Raw genomic sequence first — 15942 nt, 5'->3', positions numbered from 1 at the left:
AAGAAGTGCCTCGTAATCATGCACGCTCTCACCATCCGTGCTCGCTAAAGATTACTTTTTCTTCTGATATTAGTATAGCAAAGTACGCTTAGCTTGTCAAAATTTTCTGTGTTTGACAAGATTTTCAAAAGATAATTTTACAAAATCACTCACAAACCAATTCGCGTAAAGACTTCATCCACACGTTTTGTATAATAAACTGGGTCAAATAGTTCATCAATTTCTTCACTTGTGAGGACACTTGTGACTTTTTCATCATTTAAAAGCTGCGGCTTGAAATCAACTTGGTTATCCCATGAATAGGCCGTTTTTGGCTGAACAAGGTCGTAAGCTGCTTCACGCGTCATCCCTTTTTCGATGAGTTTAAGCATGACACGTTGGCTGTAGATCAAGCCGAATGTGCTATTCATGTTACGAATCATATTTTCAGGGAAGACCGTCAAATTTTTTACGATATTGCCAAAGCGGTTTAGCATGTAATCGAGCAAAATCGTTGTATCAGGCGTAATAATCCGCTCAGCAGAGCTATGAGAAATGTCACGTTCGTGCCAAAGCGAGATATTTTCAAAGGCTGTCACAGCATGACCACGGATAACACGAGCGAGTCCTGTCATGTTTTCAGATCCGATTGGGTTTCTTTTATGTGGCATAGCTGAGCTGCCTTTTTGACCTTTGGCGAAAAATTCTTCGACTTCACGTTGCTCAGATTTTTGTAGACCACGGATTTCAGTCGCCATGCGTTCAATAGATGAGGCGATAATCGCCATCGTTGAGAAATATTCAGCGTGCAAATCACGTGGCAAGACCTGTGTCGAAATTTCTTGCGCTGTGATGCCAAGCTTTTGCGTCACATAGCTTTCAACAAATGGTGGAATATTGGCAAAATTGCCCACAGCACCAGAGATTTTACCTGCTTCAACACCACGCGCAGCATGCTCGAAGCGCTCGATATTACGCTTCATCTCTGAGTACCAAGTGGCAAGTTTGAGGCCAAAAGTTGTAGGCTCCGCATGAACGCCGTGTGTGCGCCCCATCATGATCGTAAACTTGTGCTCACGCGCTTTATCCGCGATGATGTCTTTGAAGCGCTCTAAATCAGCACGTAAGATATCATTGGCTTGCTTGTAAAGATAGCCGTAAGCCGTGTCTACAACGTCGGTCGACGTCAAACCGTAGTGTACCCACTTGCGTTCTTCGCCAAGTGTTTCAGAAACTGCACGGGTGAAAGCCACCACATCATGTCGTGTTTCCTGCTCGATTTCAAGGATACGCGCCACATCAAAATCAGCATTTTCACGGATTTTTGCTACGTCTTCTTTTGGAATTTCGCCAAGCTCAGCCCACGCTTCATCCGCAAGAATCTCAACTTCAAGCCAAGCACGGTATTTATTTTCTTCCGTCCAAATGCCATACATCTCAGGTCGTGAATAACGTTCAATCATTGTCTAAAACTCCTTATAGTCTTCGTATTTATCGCTCAAAATAGTCACATGACCCATTTTACGATTGTGTTTCGCCTCTATTTTACCATACAAATGCAGGTGGGCGCTCGGATTTTCTTGTGTAAAATGACGTGCAGCTGACAGATCCTGTCCCAAAACTTGTAGCATGACAGCAGGTGACAGCACCTTTACTTTTGGTAATTTTTCTGCGAGCACACCACGGATGTGCAAGTCAAACTGTGAAAAGTCACACGCTTCAATCGTCACATGACCAGAATTATGTGGGCGTGGTGCGATTTCATTTACTAAAATGTCATTTGCTGTCACAAACATCTCAACGCACAGCGTGCCTGAAAGTTTGAGGGATTTTGCGATTGACACTGCCATTTTTTCAGCTTCTTCTGCCAAATATTTGGAAATTCTCGCTGGCATGATGGTTTTTGACAAAATATTATTTTGATGGATATTTTCAAAAACTGGAAAGACTGAAAAATCAATACCATTGCCCGAGATGACGATTGACACTTCTTTTAGAAAGTCAACAAACTCTTCCAAAACGCAATCTTGTTCAGCTGCAAGCGCATGTGCAGCCGCAATATCATCATTTGACTTAATCACAACTTGACCATGACCATCATAGCCACCTGTCGCCGTTTTGAGCACATGTTTTTTAGTCAAATCAAGCTTTTGATCCAAGTCTGACGGGCTTTTTATGACCTGATAAGGTGCAACTTTGACGCCTGCTTCTTTCGTCAGAAAGGCTTTTTCAAATATACGATTTTGTGAAATGCTCAGAAGCTCAAGACCTTGTGGAATTTTATCAGCATAGGGACGAAGCGTGTCTGCTGAGACATTTTCAAACTCATAAGTCAGCACGTCAGAACGCGCCGCAAGCTCAGCAATTGCTGCAGCATCGTCATAGGGCGCCACAATCATCTCTGCCACATGAGACGCGGGACAAGTCGCATCCGGATCAAGCGCGATGACGTTGTGTCCCATATAAATAGCAGAAATTGCCATCATTTGCCCGAGCTGACCGCCGCCAATAATGCCTATTGTTTTTGTTGTATTCGTTGTATCAGTCAAGTTGGTCACTACTTTCTATGGCCTCTTGCCGTTGATCATCACGGAATTTTTCAAGTCGTGCTGCCAAGTTTTCGTCTGCTATGCCAAGGATTTGAAGGGCATAGAGTCCAGCATTTTGAGCGCCAGAGTCGCCAATCGACATGGTTGCAACAGGTACACCACCAGGCATTTGCACGATAGATAGGAGTGAGTCAAGACCGTTTAGCGCACGCGATTTGACAGGCACACCAATGACAGGCAAGGTCGTTTTTGCCGCTACCATCCCAGGTAGATGCGCCGCGCCACCAGCACCTGCAATAATAACAGAAACGCCACGCGCACGTGCGCTAGCCGCAAATTCAAACATGAGATCGGGCGTTCTGTGGGCTGAAACGACCTTTTTTTCATAAGAAACGCCAAACATATCGAGCACATCGGCCGCATGTTTCATAGTTGCCCAGTCCGACTTGCTCCCCATGATAATCGCGATTTTCGGTTGATTAAACATTTGCCTTATCTCCAATATCTCTTCTGTAAAAAAGTCCCGTCGTGTCCTGCGCTTGCAGTTTTTTGTAAATGATGTTCTGAGCGCTTGTGACGCTGTCGGCTGTCGCCTCAAGCAGATAAACGCGACCACCATTTGTCACTAAATGACCTGTTTTGTCTGCTTTGACACCTGCGTAGTAAGTTGTGATATCACCTGACGTTTTTTCAGGCACAGGAACATCTTTAGCATAGTCACCAGGATAGCCGTCAGAAGCCACCACAACGCCAAGTGTCACACCGCTGTCTAACCAGGTAAAATCAGGCGCCTGATCAGCCAAAAGATCACGCATGTTCAGCGCAAAGTCAGACGTCAGACGCGGTAAAATCACCTGTGTTTCAGGGTCGCCAAAGCGTGCATTGAACTCGATAACTTTGGGACCATCAGCAGTTAAAATGAGCCCCGCATACAGAATGCCTGTATAAGGACGATTTTCAGCAATCATGCCGTTTACAACTGGTTTGATAATCGTCTCAACTGCTGTTGTAACGACTGACTCAGGCAGATGTGGCACTGGCGAATAGGCACCCATGCCACCTGTATTGGGACCTTTGTCGCCATCAAATGCACGCTTGTGGTCCTGCGCCGTTGGCATCATATAAAATTTATCGCCTTTGACAAAGGCAAAAAGTGAGAACTCTTCACCAGCAAGAAAGTCTTCGACAATCACGCGAGACTTGCCAAATTTGTCATTTTCAAGGACATCACGTGTGAAATCAACTGCTTCAGCAACCGTTTCAGCAACCACGACACCTTTTCCGAGTGCTAAACCGTCTGCTTTGATAACGATTGGTGCGCCTTTTGAGCGAATGTAGCTTTCTGCCTCAGAAAATTCACTAAATGTCGCGTGTGCAGCAGTTGGCACCTGATATTTATTCATGATTTGCTTGGCAAAATCTTTTGACCACTCAAGCTCTGCGGCGAGTTTAGTTGGTCCAAATACGCGCTTACCTGCTGCCTCAAAATCATCTACGATCCCTGCAGCAAGGGCATCATCAGGCCCCACAAAAGTAAAGTCAATGTCATGCGTGCTTGCAAAATCAATCAACTCAGCGTGCTGTGTGATTGCAAGTGCAACTGTTTCAATCCCATCAAGCGTCATGCCAGCATTACCCGGTGCAGCATAGACAGTCTCAACTTCCGGACTCTCCAATAATTTTTTGGCAATGGCGTGTTCACGACCGCCAGATCCAATGACAAGTAATTTCAAAGTCAAATCACGTTCCTTTTTCATTATTTTCTTTCATTTTATCACTAATTTTCGGAAAATCTGTCAAATGGTCAAGAAAAAACCGAAAATTCACTTGGAACGTTCGGTTTTTGTTTGACGTCTGATGCGACTAACTCATTTTCGTGCAAATTTATTTGGCAACATATTTTCTGCCATCTGATGTGTGAAGTGCTCAGGGTTTTCGAGGGCGTTTTTGCGAATGACTTTGGCAAAGCCAGCATCGATGCGCGTGCTGCCATTTTCAATGCCTGTGATTCCTTCTGCCACCAGGTCTGTCAAAGTCATGTTGTTAGGGCCTTCAACATGGACATTTTCTTCAAGATTGGTTTCTGACACGAGCGGCGGCACGAGTTCTGTGACTTGCAAGTTGGTGTAGCCCTGATAAATAACTTGCTCACGCACAGCATCTGTAAACATATGGACACCCGCTTTTGTCGCTGAATAAATCGGATTTGGTGCTGATGACACATTTGCAAGACCAGATGAGACGTTGACAAGCAAGCTTTCTGGCTGAGCCGTCAAGTGCTTGAGAAAAGTCTGTGACACGAGAATTGTACCATTCAGATTGGTGTCAATCTCTGCCAGCAGATCCGTTGCTTTCAGATCATCGTCAAATAAATCGTAAGTGCGCATGATTCCTGCAGAATTCATGACGACATTTAAGTTTGGAAAATCACTTAAGACTTTTTGAGCCAATCTGGCTACGTCTGCTGCATCTGACACATCTGCTGCAATGCCGTATAAGCCAGGATTTTCAGAAATGGCTGCGTCAATCTTTGCCTGCGAGCGACCTGTGACAATGACTGTGTTACCTAGCGCCAGAAATTTCTGTGCAAACGCTAGGCCGATACCTGATGTGCCGCCTGTGATTAAAATGGTGTTGTTAGTGAGCTTCATGATTAGTTTTCCTCTGCTTTTTCTATTGTTTTTGCCATTAGATTTTCAAATGCCATGGGCAGTGTGCGTCCCATGACTTGAAGTAATTTTGATTGGCCAACATTGATGCGTTTTTTATTTTTAGCGATACCTTTTAGACCAGCTGCAACCAATTGTTCGGTTGTGATGCCTTGTGTTTGATTGCCCTGATTTGATTCGAGCGCCGTTCCACGTACCAATGGTGGTACAAGTTCGACAACGTGAAGATTTGGTGCTTGCTTTTTAGCTTGGTAGCGAAGGGCATTGGTAAACAGTCGCACACCTGATTTTGTTGCCGAGTAGGTCGGCGTCATGTGCCAAGAAATATTGGCTAAACCAGACGTCACATTGATGATCATAGCTTCTGGCTGCTTTGCTAGGACTGGCAATAATAGCTTGTCCACCCATATCGTGCCGTTGAGATTCGTCTCTATTTCTGACGTCAGATCCTCGGCTGTCACACTTTCGTCAAAAAGTTGCTTAACTCGCATGATGCCTGCTGAGTTGATCACCATGTTAAGCTGCGGAAATTTTTCGTTCAGCGTCTTGACAAGTGCTCTAACTGAAGCCAAATCCGACACATCTGCCGCAATGCCGTGTAAGCCAGGATTTTCAAAAATGGCTGCGTCAATCTTTGCCTGCGAGCGACCTGTGACAATGACAGTGTTATCTAGCGCCAGAAATTTCTGTGCAAATGCTAAACCAATGCCTGAGGTCCCGCCTGTGATGAGAATGGTGTTGTTGGTAAGTTTCATGTTTTCAAATCTCCATTTACATTTTTGATATTTTGTAACTAAAAATAGTATAACTCACTTGGTTACAAAAGTCAATACTTGTAACTTACAAAAAAACATTTTTGTAAATTTAGGATAAACGTGATAAAATAAAAGCATGCAAAAACTATCTGAAAAAAAGATTTTACAGACAGCTGAGGCCATGATTGACAATTTTGGCATGGCAAATGTCACTTTATCAAGTCTTGCAAAAGAGCTCGGGACGTCTCACGCTGCTTTATATAAGTATTTCAAAAATAAAAAAGAACTGTGGGGGGCGCTGGCCATTCGCTGGCTTGATGAGATTTTGACAGATATTTTTGAGTTTCAGCCTGATCATTATGACAATCAGCTTGAGCTGATCCACGATTGGCTTTGGGCCTTTGCAAATAGCAAGCGAAAAAGCTACATCGCAAATACTGAAATGTTTGCGCTCTATACGGCTTATGTTGACGAAGATGCAGTACTTTTGGCACGACATATCAATGATCTGATTACCAACTTAACAACCGTTTCCACCTTGTCAGCTGACACTGCACAAAATCTCATCACAACTTTTGCTTGGTTTACCACACCAACATTTGCGCCTGCCTGGATCACAGAAGATTTCACAGGCAAGTTTGACAGCATGTGGGCGTTTATCAGACCTAGCCTTGAAGCCATCATCTAAAACTGCCAATTTCAACTAGAGAAACTGGCAGTTTTTAGTTTATTCATATGTATACTCTGATAAAATATCCTGACCATGAAAAACGAGTTTTGCACCCTCTTGGATCAAGTGATGGCACCCGTCAGAAAGGCCATCTACGATATTGCCCGGCACCGCAAAAACATCACGTCCTTCTTCCATGGCACGCTCACAGGTAATCAGACTGCCCGAGCGAAGCTTGGCCTCGGTCACGACCACGCCACGCGTCAGACCTGCGATGATTCGATTTCGGTCTGGAAAATGATACTTGAGCGCCTTTTCTGACGGACCGTACTCCGTCAGAATCAGCTGGTGCTTACTGATATAGTCCTGCAACTGGAAATTTTCACGTGGATAGGTTACATCAAGTCCTGTGCCAATAACAGCAATGGTCTGACCGCCATTTTTCATGGCAGCAATATGACACGCCGTATCAATACCACGTGCAAGTCCGCTGACCACGACAAACTGATTGCCCAGTTCTTTGATGATTTTTTGTACACTTGAAATGCCCTGTCGACTACAATCGCGACTGCCGACAAAACCTAGTTTTGGTTGACTAAGCAAGGACAAATCTCCCTGATAAAAGACCAAGACAGGCGGATTGTAACTCTCACGCAAAGCTTCCGGATAGACTTCGTCAAAAATCGAAAATGACGGATATTTCAAAAAATCTGCCCGAGCTACTTTCGCGTCAATCTGACGAAATTTCTCCCAAAATAAGGCTTTTTGTTTCATGTCAGAACGCTTGATAAATTCAGGTAACTGCAGCAAATCATTGCCCGTTTGACTGTCATTTAAGTCATTTTCACTATTTCTTTCATCAATAAAACTTAGAAATTTGTTAAGCATCAGATTTGTCATACCTGCTAGTTTTAGACGATATAGTTCAAAATTTGTCATCTTAATACCTCTCACTATCTTATACGAAAAAAATCGCAATTTGCTCGCGATTTTTTGATCATTATTATTTTGATTTGATATAGTTGACGCCATTTGCCTTTGGACCTGTTGACTTTCCTAGGAAAATCGCAAGTACTGCGATGGTCAAAACATAAGGTGCGATTTGCAGGTAGACAATCGGAATGCCAGAAATGACAGGCAGCTGAGCACCCACCACGGCCAAACTTTGCGATAAGCCAAAGAATAAACTTGCAAGCATGGCGCCAATTGGGTTCCATTTTCCAAAAATCATGGCCGCCATGGCAATGAATCCTTGCCCTGCAATGGTTGAAGCACTAAAATTAACCGAGATTTGTTGCGCAAAAACAGCGCCACCAAAACCACCCAAAAGCCCTGAAATCATCACACCTGAATAACGCATGAGATAGACATTAATGCCCAGTGTGTCTGCCGCCTGAGGGTGTTCACCGACAGCGCGAAGGCGCAAACCAAAACGTGTTTTAAACAAGATAAACCAGGCTAGAAATGCTACTAAAATTGACACAAATCCGATCAAAGATGTTTGTTTGAAGAAAATTTTCCCAATCACCGGAAGATGGCTCAAGCCTGGAAAATCCCAGTAGCCAAAGCTTTCTTGGATGTTATCAGTCTGTCCCTTGCCATAAAGCACCTTAACCAAAAAGACGGCTAGTGCTGGCGCCATAAGGTTGATGACGGTGCCTGAGATGATGTGGTCTGCTCGAAAATTAATAGTCGCAACCGCATGAAGCAGGGAGAAAATAAGCCCAATCACACCGCCAAATAACAGTGCTAGCCAAGGCGTCACCTTGCCTAGGCTATCTGCAAAAGTCAGGTTGAAGACGACCGAGCTAAAAGCGCCCATGGTCATGATACCTTCGAGTCCGACATTGACAATCCCGCTGCGTTCTGAAAAAGTGCCGCCAAGACTGGTAAATATCAGCGGTGTCGCATAAATCAACATCGAAGAAACTAAAATTTGAAGCATTGTGGTAGCCGTCATAGCTTAGCGCCCTCCTTTTTCACTTTACTGTCAACCGTGCGCGCTGTGGTGTTCTCGTCTTTTTTAGGTAGGCTTGGCAAGACTGTCTCAATAACAAACTTGATGCCGACAAAAAAGATAATACTTGCAATCACGACATTGACGATTTCTGGCGGAATACCTGTCACATTCATGCCCGGTGCACCGATTTTTAGGATTGAAAATAAAAGCGCTGCAAACAAAATGCCCACTGGTGAATTTTCACCTAAAAGCGCAACGGCCATCCCATCAAACCCGATCGACATGCTAGAACTTTGGACAAAGAAATTTTGAAAAGTCCCAAGTCCTTCGACAACGCCACCAATACCAGCGAGTCCGCCTGCAATCAGCATAGATGTGATAATCGTGCGTTTTGCTGAGATACCTGCGTATTCTGAAGCGTTTGGATTGAGTCCAACTGCCCTGATTTCATAGCCGAGTGTTGTCCGTTTGATAACCACTGCAACGACGATAATCGCGATAATCGCGATAAAAATACCGATATTAAGACGTGAATGATTACTAATGTCTGATAGAAACGTTGTCCGAAATGACGCATTTTGACTGACCGGAATGGTCGAATCTTTTGATGACATGAGTTTTTTAGCAAAAACATTATGCACCAAATGCGTCGTCACAAACAAAATAATATAGTTCATCATGATGGTCACGATGACTTCACTCGTGCCTAGAAAAGCCTTTAAAATACCAGGAATTGCAGCCATAATAGCACCCCAAGCAGCACCGATAATAATGACCAAAGGAATCATGATAACACGTGGCAAGTCAGGATAGCTTAGCACAAACCAGGCCGATGAAATCCAGCCTGCCAAAGCCTGTCCTGACATCCCGATATTAAACATGCCGGCTCGCATGGCAACAGCAAATGATAGCGCCGTCAGAATCAGCGGCCCCATACTTCTGAAAATTTCTCCGATTGATTTGACACTGCCAAAAGCCTGTGTGAATAGGTCTTCATATCCCCAAAGCGGATTGTAGCCAAAGACGAGCATGATGATTGCGCCCAAAAGAAAGCCCACAATCACGGCAATAATCGGAATTAACCCTTTTCTGATATTGAGATTTTTCATGATTTTAGCGTACCTCCTACCATCAGAACACCCAGTTCTTGTTTTGTCGTTTCAGCTGGTCTGACGATACCTTGAATCTTACCATCGTGAATCACAGCGATTCTATCAGAAACGTTTAGGATTTCGTCAAGCTCAAATGAAACAACAAGCACAGCCTTCCCTTCATCACGTGCTTGTATCAAGCGTTTGTGAATATACTCGATTGCCCCAACGTCAAGGCCACGTGTAGGTTGACTGACAATCAGTAAATCAGGATTACGATCAATCTCACGGGCAATAATCGCCTTTTGCTGATTACCACCTGAAAGCGCCGACGCAGGCACTAGTTCACTGGCACCTCGGACGTCAAACTCCGCCATAAGTTCGCGCGCTTTTTGATTGATTGCCTTATAATCAAGAAAACCCAAATGGCTCATCGGTGCTTTATAGTAGGTTTGCAAGGCCATATTTTCAGCGACTGACAGTTGCAAAACAAGCCCATCACGATGCCGATCCTCAGGCACGTGCGCCACTGACATCTCAGTGATCTGCCGCGGTTTATGATTGGTGATTTCCTTATCTTTTAGCTTGATTGAGCCTGTGACAACAGGGCGTAAGCCTGTGATTGCTTGAACTAGCTCACTCTGACCATTGCCGTCAATACCAGCTAGACCCACGATTTCACCCGCGCGGACTTTCAAAGATAACGATTTGACTGCCTGTGCGCCGCGGCTTTCATTGACCACCAAATGGCTAATATCGAGGACTACTTTACCAGGATTTGCGACTTTTTTCTCAGTCACAAAAGACACGCTGTGACCAACCATCATTTCCGCAAGCGTTTTATTATCGCGCCCTGCAACATCGACGGTTTCGATCGATTTACCACGACGAATAACTGTGACACGATCAGAAACCGCACGGATTTCATCCAGTTTATGCGTGATGAGAATGATTGATTTCCCTTCTTTGACGAGATTTTTCAAAATCGTCATTAACTCCAAAATTTCAGCAGGCGTCAGAACGGCCGTTGGCTCATCAAAAATCAAAATCTCAGCACCTCGATAAAGCGTTTTTAAGATTTCAACACGCTGCTGCTGACCCACTGAAATATCGCGTACTAGCGCACTTGGCGTGACCTCTAGCCCATATTTTTGCGAGAGTTCAAGAATTTCTTGCTCAGCTTTTTTTGTGTCCAATTTGATGCCACGCGTCGTTTCATTGCCTAGGATAATATTTTCAGTCACCGTAAAAGCGTCTACCAGCATAAAATGCTGATGCACCATACCGATACCGAGTTTACTAGCTTTTGACGGCGAATCTATTTTCTCAACGCTCCCATTTACAAAAATCTCGCCTGACGTCGGCTCAAGTAGGCCTGATAACATGTTCATCAGCGTTGATTTACCAGCACCATTTTCACCTAAAAGCGCATGAATTTCGCCTTTTTGGACTTGTAGATTGATCTGGTCGTTTGCCACAAAAGTACCAAAAACTTTTGAGACATCGCGCATTTCTATCACATTTTGCACGTTTTGTCCTGTCATAAAATGTTCCATTTCTATAAATTGATATATCTCATTATATCAAAAATTTGGCTAATCTTGCTAATTTTTCACAAAAAAATAGCGCCTCCGCACTATTTTCATTTATCTATTTTTCAGGAACTGTGATTTTACCAGCTTTGATGTCATCACGTGCTTGATCAACTGCTTTTGCAGCTTCAGCTGACAAATTGTCATTGGCAAGGCCTACAGAGCCATCTTTTATTCCGTAAACGACGTGTTTGCCGCCAGGGAATTTGTCGTCAGCCGTTTCTTTGTTGATAGTTTGAACAACTTTACCTACGCCTTTTATCGTTGACGCAAGAACAAAGTTAGATTTTTTACCATCTTTTGATGTGTAATTACCTTCATCTTTTTGGTCACGGTCAACACCGATCACCCAAACTTTATCAGCGTCAGATTTTTCTTCGTTGAGTGCTTTGGCTTCTGAAAAGACACCTGCACCTGTTCCACCAGCGGCTTGATAGATAATATCAGCACCACCAGCGTATTGAGCTGAGGCGATTGTCTTACCTTTTGCAGCATCAGAAAATGAGCCCGCGTAGTCAACTTTGACTTTGATTGATTTATCGACTGACTTAACACCAGCTTCAAAGCCTTTTTCAAAGCGTGTGATGACGTCAGATTCCATACCGCCTACAAAACCAACAGTTTTAGTCTTAGTTGTTTTAGCTGCGGCAACACCTGCAAGATAAGCACCTTCTTGGTCCTTAAATGTCGCTGAGGCAACGTTTTTTTGTCCTTCAATGACGTCATCAATCAAAACAAAATTTGTGTCAGTGTTATCTTTGGCACTTTCAGCAATCGCATCATGAAGCGCAAAACCGATACCGTAAACCAGCTTGTAGCCACCAGAAACAGCGCTATCAAGGTTGGTTGCATAGTCAGACTCACTTGCTGATTGGAAATAAGTGTAGCCTTTGTCTTTAGCTAAGCCATTTGCCTTGCCCCAAGCTTGTAAGCCTTCCCAAGCTGATTGGTTAAAGGATTTGTCGTCAACACCACCAGTATCAGTTACGATTGCAACTTTCAAGTCAGTTTTAGCATCTGATGAGCTGCTTGTTTTGTCGCGATTGCCACATGCCGCAAGCGACAAGACAGCCACAGCTGCAAGACCAGCACCGATTACTTTTTTGTTCATGAAATAAATTCCTCCAAATTTTGTGTTCAATCATGATCATAATCATACAAATCGAACTTCTATGTTTAAGTTTACATTAAGTTTACAAAAACTACAACCATTTTCTGAAAAATTTTTATCCAAAAAATCAATCGTTCGGATTTTTATTATTTCTATACTAAGTCCTTAAAATGATAAGGCAATAGTTCGCCAACGGTCGTTTTTTTGACCTTGCCATCCCTTGAAAAAAGGAAAACAGGCATATCCTCTGGGCAAAATTCGGCAAGTACTTGCCTGCAAGCGCCACAAGGTGAAATCGGCTCATCCGTATCACCATAAATACCAATCGTTTCAAAAGTCCTAACGCCACTTGACACTGCCTTAAAAATCGCTGTCCGCTCGGCACAATTTGTCAGACCAAAACTCGCATTCTCGATATTGCATCCTTGAAAAACAAGCCCATTTTTGGCGATAAGCGCAGCTCCGACAGGAAAATGCGAATAAGGCACATAGGCGACACTTGCCGCATCCCGAGCCTGCTTAAAAAGCGCTGATTGTTCTGTCTCAGTAGCCGCCATTTGCCACGTTACCTTCCATGATGTCAACGCCATTCGACGTGCCTAGGCGCGTTGCACCCGCCGCAATCATTGCCTTGGCGTCCGCAATGGAGCGCACACCGCCAGAAGCTTTGACGCCCATATCAGGACCGACCGTTTTGCGCATCAGGGCAATATCTGCAACCGTTGCACCACCTGTTGAAAAGCCTGTTGACGTTTTGACAAAGTCTGCTCCCGCACGAACTGCGGCCTTACAAGCCTGAACTTTTTCATCGTCAGTCAAAAGTGACGTCTCAATAATCACTTTTGTTGTTGCATGGCTTGATGCCGCAACGACTGCCTTAATGTCAGACTCGACTAGCGCCCAGTTGCCATATTTGGCTGCGCCAATGTTGATGACCATATCGACTTCATCAGCCCCATTTTTGACTGCGTCAGCCGCTTCAAATGCCTTGAGCGCACTGGTATTTGCACCCAAAGGAAAACCGATAACGGTGCAGACTTTGACGTCTGTCGCTGCTAGTTTTTCAGCTGCGAATGCCACCCATGTTGGATTGATGCAGACGCTCATAAAGTCATATTTGATGGCTTCATCGAGGATTTGTTGCACTTTTTCCTGAGGTGTATCCGCTTTGAGCACGGTATGGTCGATGTATTTGTTTAAGTTTGTCATTTGATAATCTCCAATATTTCTTTTATTTTTATTTTTTCGTCAGAAATGCTGATTTTGTCAAGCAAGTCCTGGCTTTCTTTATCAACGTCGAAGTCTGGTTTGTTGTAAAAAATTTCAAACAAAGGCTCATCTTCTTGCACGGCATCTCCGATTTTTTTGAAAATCTTGATACCTGCGTCCATGTCCAATAAGTCCGACTTGACAGCACGTCCTGCACCCGCTCGCATGGCAAGCAGACCAGCACTCAACGCGTCAAATGACGTGACAAAACCTGATTTTTGACTTCTGACGACTTTTGAAAACTGTGTTTTGTGCACAGGTGATGCTAATAACTCAGCCATATCACCGCCTTGTGCTGTAACCATAGCTTTAAATTTGTCAAGTGCTGCACCATTTGACAGATGCGTCAATATCTCATCTAGCGATTTGTCAACGTCCGCAAGTCCAAGCATGAGCTGTGCGAGTTCAGCAATAAAATATTGCAGTTCTGACGACCCTTCTCCTTTTAGAACAGCAAGGCTTTCAGCGATTTCTAAGCGATTACCAATAGTTGCGCCTAGCGGTTGACTCATATCAGTAATCACAGCAATCGTTTTGCGCCCTACAGCATTGCCCAAATCGACCATGGTTCTCGCAAGTAGCCGCGCGTCGTCGATATTTTTCATGAAGGCACCGCTGCCCACCGTCACGTCAAGCAAAATTGCATCACTACCTGCTGCAATCTTTTTCGACATAATCGAGCTTGCAATCAGCGGAATAATATCAACGGTAGCCGTCACATCGCGCAGCGCATAAAGCAACTTATCAGCCTTAACCAAGTCATCTGACTGACCAATCACGGCAAGTCCTGCTTCTGTGACCTGCTTGATAAACTCTGCCTCCGATTGCTCAATCTCAAAACCGTGAATGCTCTCAAGCTTGTCCAAAGTCCCACCAGTGTGTCCAAGCCCGCGACCACTCATCTTAGCTACTGGCACGCCAAAACTCGCAACAAGCGGCGCCAGAATCAGCGTAACCTTATCCCCCACGCCGCCAGTTGAATGCTTATCCACCTTGACACCGGGTATAGTCGTCAGATCAATTGTCTGACCACTTGCTACCATCGCCATGGTCAGATCTGCCGTCTCTGCTGTCGTCATACCACGAAAATAAACAGCCATAGCCCAGGCTGACATCTGATAATCGGGCACAGCGCCTGATGTATAACTGTCAATCATCCAAGAAATTTCCTGAGTTGACAGTGCCTGCCCTTCTCTTTTTTTCTGGATAATGTCAACCATTCTCATTATTTATCCCTTTTTCCTGACTTTTCATTTTTATCGATATGTCAATTTTACCATATTATCACGGCAAAAAAAAACTCCGAAGAATTTTTCCAGATTTAGTTATTCTCATAGCCATTTTCAAGTTTTGCTTCATCATTTTCAACAAAGCCAAAATCGCTAATCGGTGCATACCTGAACTCGAGCTCACCTAAAATATCTTTAGCTTTAATCGGACCAAAACGTCGGCTGTCTTCCTTGACATCACGCGCATCGTTTAAGATCCAATAAGTTTTAGCAGGCAGCTGATCCACACGAAAATCTGTGGTAAAATCATCGTCATGCGTAAGCAGATATTTATTTTGGTTGGCGGTAATGTACGGTTCTTTTAGGATATCATGGTTAACATAGACGATATTGTCCATGGCAATGACGCTCTGCCCTGGCACACCAATGACTCTGCCGACATATTTTTTACCATCATGACGGTAAGCAACCAAATCAAGGTTGCCAATTTTTGAGCGCTTCATGGCTAAAATATGCGTTTTTTTAGGCAAAATCGGTGCCATATTATCATTGTGAATCCGGATAGGCTCTACCACGAAAATCCTTAGCACCGCAAGCAGCAAAACAACGATCAGTCCTATCAAAATATTGCGATATAAATCTCTTTTTACCATTTTTATGAAACTCTCTATTCATAATAAAAGCGGTTGTTTTTTCCGCTTATTACTTTACTCAAATTTAGCTAAATCAAGTCACATGACCTATACAACTGGGGTAGCTGGATTCGAACCAACGCATGAGGGAGTCAAAGTCCCTTGCCTTACCGCTTGGCTATACCCCAAAAATAATCCATTGCTGCGATTACCTAAAAAGTTCAAAGCGCAAGATTGTAAGTCTTGATTGCTTCTTCCAGCGCATCAGGATAGGCCTTGAAAGTCTTGATATGCTTGCCATTGACTAGCACTTCAAAGGCATCGTCAGAAGCATTTTTTATCTCTGCGACCGTCTTTTTACCAACCGTCAGAACCACACCATCATTACTGTCAGAAATCTGAATTTCTGTCTCTTTTTTCTTTCGCATACCTTAAT

The 15942-nt window shown here is 43.9% G+C and carries 17 protein-coding genes and 1 tRNA gene; 1 reads left to right on the top strand and 17 read right to left on the bottom strand.

Annotated elements, in window-relative coordinates; translation table 11 throughout:
- Nucleotides 1–149: 149 nt before the first annotated feature.
- From purB to Hs20B_RS01540, 6 genes are all read right to left on the bottom strand, one after another.
- A complete protein-coding gene (purB, locus tag Hs20B_RS01565) occupies nt 150–1442 on the bottom strand; it encodes an adenylosuccinate lyase (protein WP_172354898.1) in 1293 nt (430 codons plus the stop codon).
- Nucleotides 1443–1445: 3 nt separating this feature from the next.
- Nucleotides 1446–2528 carry a 5-(carboxyamino)imidazole ribonucleotide synthase gene (purK, locus tag Hs20B_RS01560; protein WP_172354896.1) on the bottom strand — a complete coding sequence of 361 codons (1083 nt, stop codon included), beginning with the start codon at nt 2526–2528 and terminating at the stop codon, nt 1446–1448.
- Nucleotides 2521–3015, bottom strand: a complete 495-nt coding sequence (gene purE, locus Hs20B_RS01555; protein WP_172354894.1) for a 5-(carboxyamino)imidazole ribonucleotide mutase — start codon at nt 3013–3015, stop codon at nt 2521–2523. Before purE ends, purK begins: the two co-directional genes overlap by 8 nt.
- Nucleotides 3008–4261: a phosphoribosylamine--glycine ligase gene (gene purD / locus Hs20B_RS01550; protein WP_172355178.1), complete on the bottom strand. Its 1254-nt coding sequence runs from the start codon at nt 4259–4261 to the stop codon at nt 3008–3010. The genes purE and purD overlap by 8 nt, the downstream gene beginning before the upstream one ends.
- A gap of 135 nt (nt 4262–4396) precedes the next feature.
- A complete protein-coding gene (locus Hs20B_RS01545; protein WP_172354892.1) occupies nt 4397–5179 on the bottom strand; it encodes an SDR family oxidoreductase in 783 nt (260 codons plus the stop codon).
- A gap of 2 nt (nt 5180–5181) precedes the next feature.
- On the bottom strand, nt 5182–5952 hold the full coding sequence (locus Hs20B_RS01540; RefSeq protein ID WP_172354890.1) for an SDR family oxidoreductase: 771 nt from the start codon (nt 5950–5952) through the stop codon (nt 5182–5184).
- A 136-nt stretch (nt 5953–6088) separates the two neighbouring features.
- On the opposite strand from Hs20B_RS01540, the gene Hs20B_RS01535 reads away from it, so the two are divergent.
- On the top strand, nt 6089–6640 hold the full coding sequence (locus Hs20B_RS01535; protein WP_172354888.1) for a TetR/AcrR family transcriptional regulator: 552 nt from the start codon (nt 6089–6091) through the stop codon (nt 6638–6640).
- 39 nt (nt 6641–6679) lie between these two features.
- Here the strand turns inward: Hs20B_RS01535 and dprA are convergent, their stop codons facing one another.
- The 11 genes from dprA to Hs20B_RS01480 form a co-directional block, all read right to left on the bottom strand.
- Nucleotides 6680–7561 (bottom strand): DNA-processing protein DprA, encoded by an 882-nt coding sequence (gene dprA, locus Hs20B_RS01530; protein ID WP_172354886.1) that lies wholly within the window; start codon nt 7559–7561, stop codon nt 6680–6682.
- 64 nt (nt 7562–7625) lie between these two features.
- Nucleotides 7626–8582: an ABC transporter permease gene (locus tag Hs20B_RS01525; protein ID WP_172354884.1), complete on the bottom strand. Its 957-nt coding sequence runs from the start codon at nt 8580–8582 to the stop codon at nt 7626–7628.
- On the bottom strand, nt 8579–9691 hold the full coding sequence (locus tag Hs20B_RS01520; RefSeq protein ID WP_172354882.1) for an ABC transporter permease: 1113 nt from the start codon (nt 9689–9691) through the stop codon (nt 8579–8581). Before Hs20B_RS01520 ends, Hs20B_RS01525 begins: the two co-directional genes overlap by 4 nt.
- Nucleotides 9688–11217, bottom strand: a complete 1530-nt coding sequence (locus Hs20B_RS01515; protein ID WP_172354880.1) for an ABC transporter ATP-binding protein — start codon at nt 11215–11217, stop codon at nt 9688–9690. The genes Hs20B_RS01520 and Hs20B_RS01515 overlap by 4 nt, the downstream gene beginning before the upstream one ends.
- A 106-nt stretch (nt 11218–11323) precedes the next feature.
- The gene (locus tag Hs20B_RS01510; protein ID WP_172354878.1) at nt 11324–12376 is read right to left on the bottom strand and encodes a BMP family lipoprotein; all 1053 of its coding nucleotides are present in this window, start codon (nt 12374–12376) and stop codon (nt 11324–11326) included.
- Nucleotides 12377–12528: 152 nt separating this feature from the next.
- Nucleotides 12529–12933 (bottom strand): cytidine deaminase, encoded by a 405-nt coding sequence (locus tag Hs20B_RS01505; RefSeq protein WP_172354876.1) that lies wholly within the window; start codon nt 12931–12933, stop codon nt 12529–12531.
- Entirely contained in the window at nt 12920–13585 is a 666-nt protein-coding gene (gene deoC / locus Hs20B_RS01500) for a deoxyribose-phosphate aldolase (RefSeq protein WP_172354874.1), read from the bottom strand. Before deoC ends, Hs20B_RS01505 begins: the two co-directional genes overlap by 14 nt.
- A complete protein-coding gene (locus Hs20B_RS01495; RefSeq protein WP_172354872.1) occupies nt 13582–14871 on the bottom strand; it encodes a pyrimidine-nucleoside phosphorylase in 1290 nt (429 codons plus the stop codon). The genes deoC and Hs20B_RS01495 overlap by 4 nt, the downstream gene beginning before the upstream one ends.
- A gap of 95 nt (nt 14872–14966) precedes the next feature.
- Nucleotides 14967–15527, bottom strand: a complete 561-nt coding sequence (lepB, locus tag Hs20B_RS01490) for a signal peptidase I (protein ID WP_172354870.1) — start codon at nt 15525–15527, stop codon at nt 14967–14969.
- A gap of 95 nt (nt 15528–15622) precedes the next feature.
- A tRNA-Gln gene (locus tag Hs20B_RS01485) sits at nt 15623–15694 on the bottom strand.
- A gap of 33 nt (nt 15695–15727) precedes the next feature.
- Entirely contained in the window at nt 15728–15934 is a 207-nt protein-coding gene (locus Hs20B_RS01480; protein WP_172354868.1) for a DUF2969 family protein, read from the bottom strand.
- Nucleotides 15935–15942 lie beyond the last annotated feature (8 nt).

Source organism: Pseudolactococcus insecticola, assembly GCF_011170065.1.
Classification (GTDB): Bacteria; Bacillota; Bacilli; order Lactobacillales; family Streptococcaceae; genus Pseudolactococcus; species Pseudolactococcus insecticola.
The sequence above is the reverse complement of the archived record's forward strand: the minus strand, read 5'-3'. Positions and strand labels throughout refer to the sequence as shown.

Bases quoted from the DNA above. Each gene is read 5' to 3' on its own strand.
- purB (WP_172354898.1), bottom strand. From the start codon at position 1,442: ATGATTGAACGTTATTCACGACCTGAGATGTATGGCATTTGGACGGAA.
- purE (WP_172354894.1), bottom strand. From the start codon at position 3,015: ATGTTTAATCAACCGAAAATCGCGATTATCATGGGGAGCAAGTCGGAC.
- Hs20B_RS01545 (WP_172354892.1), bottom strand. From the start codon at position 5,179: ATGAAGCTCACTAACAACACCATTTTAATCACAGGCGGCACATCAGGT.
- Hs20B_RS01540 (WP_172354890.1), bottom strand. From the start codon at position 5,952: ATGAAACTTACCAACAACACCATTCTCATCACAGGCGGGACCTCAGGC.
- Hs20B_RS01535 (WP_172354888.1), top strand. From the start codon at position 6,089: ATGCAAAAACTATCTGAAAAAAAGATTTTACAGACAGCTGAGGCCATG.
- dprA (WP_172354886.1), bottom strand. From the start codon at position 7,561: ATGACAAATTTTGAACTATATCGTCTAAAACTAGCAGGTATGACAAAT.
- Hs20B_RS01525 (WP_172354884.1), bottom strand. From the start codon at position 8,582: ATGACGGCTACCACAATGCTTCAAATTTTAGTTTCTTCGATGTTGATT.
- Hs20B_RS01520 (WP_172354882.1), bottom strand. From the start codon at position 9,691: ATGAAAAATCTCAATATCAGAAAAGGGTTAATTCCGATTATTGCCGTG.
- Hs20B_RS01515 (WP_172354880.1), bottom strand. From the start codon at position 11,217: ATGACAGGACAAAACGTGCAAAATGTGATAGAAATGCGCGATGTCTCA.
- Hs20B_RS01510 (WP_172354878.1), bottom strand. From the start codon at position 12,376: ATGAACAAAAAAGTAATCGGTGCTGGTCTTGCAGCTGTGGCTGTCTTG.
- Hs20B_RS01505 (WP_172354876.1), bottom strand. From the start codon at position 12,933: ATGGCGGCTACTGAGACAGAACAATCAGCGCTTTTTAAGCAGGCTCGG.
- deoC (WP_172354874.1), bottom strand. From the start codon at position 13,585: ATGACAAACTTAAACAAATACATCGACCATACCGTGCTCAAAGCGGAT.
- Hs20B_RS01495 (WP_172354872.1), bottom strand. From the start codon at position 14,871: ATGAGAATGGTTGACATTATCCAGAAAAAAAGAGAAGGGCAGGCACTG.
- lepB (WP_172354870.1), bottom strand. From the start codon at position 15,527: ATGGTAAAAAGAGATTTATATCGCAATATTTTGATAGGACTGATCGTT.
- Hs20B_RS01480 (WP_172354868.1), bottom strand. From the start codon at position 15,934: ATGCGAAAGAAAAAAGAGACAGAAATTCAGATTTCTGACAGTAATGAT.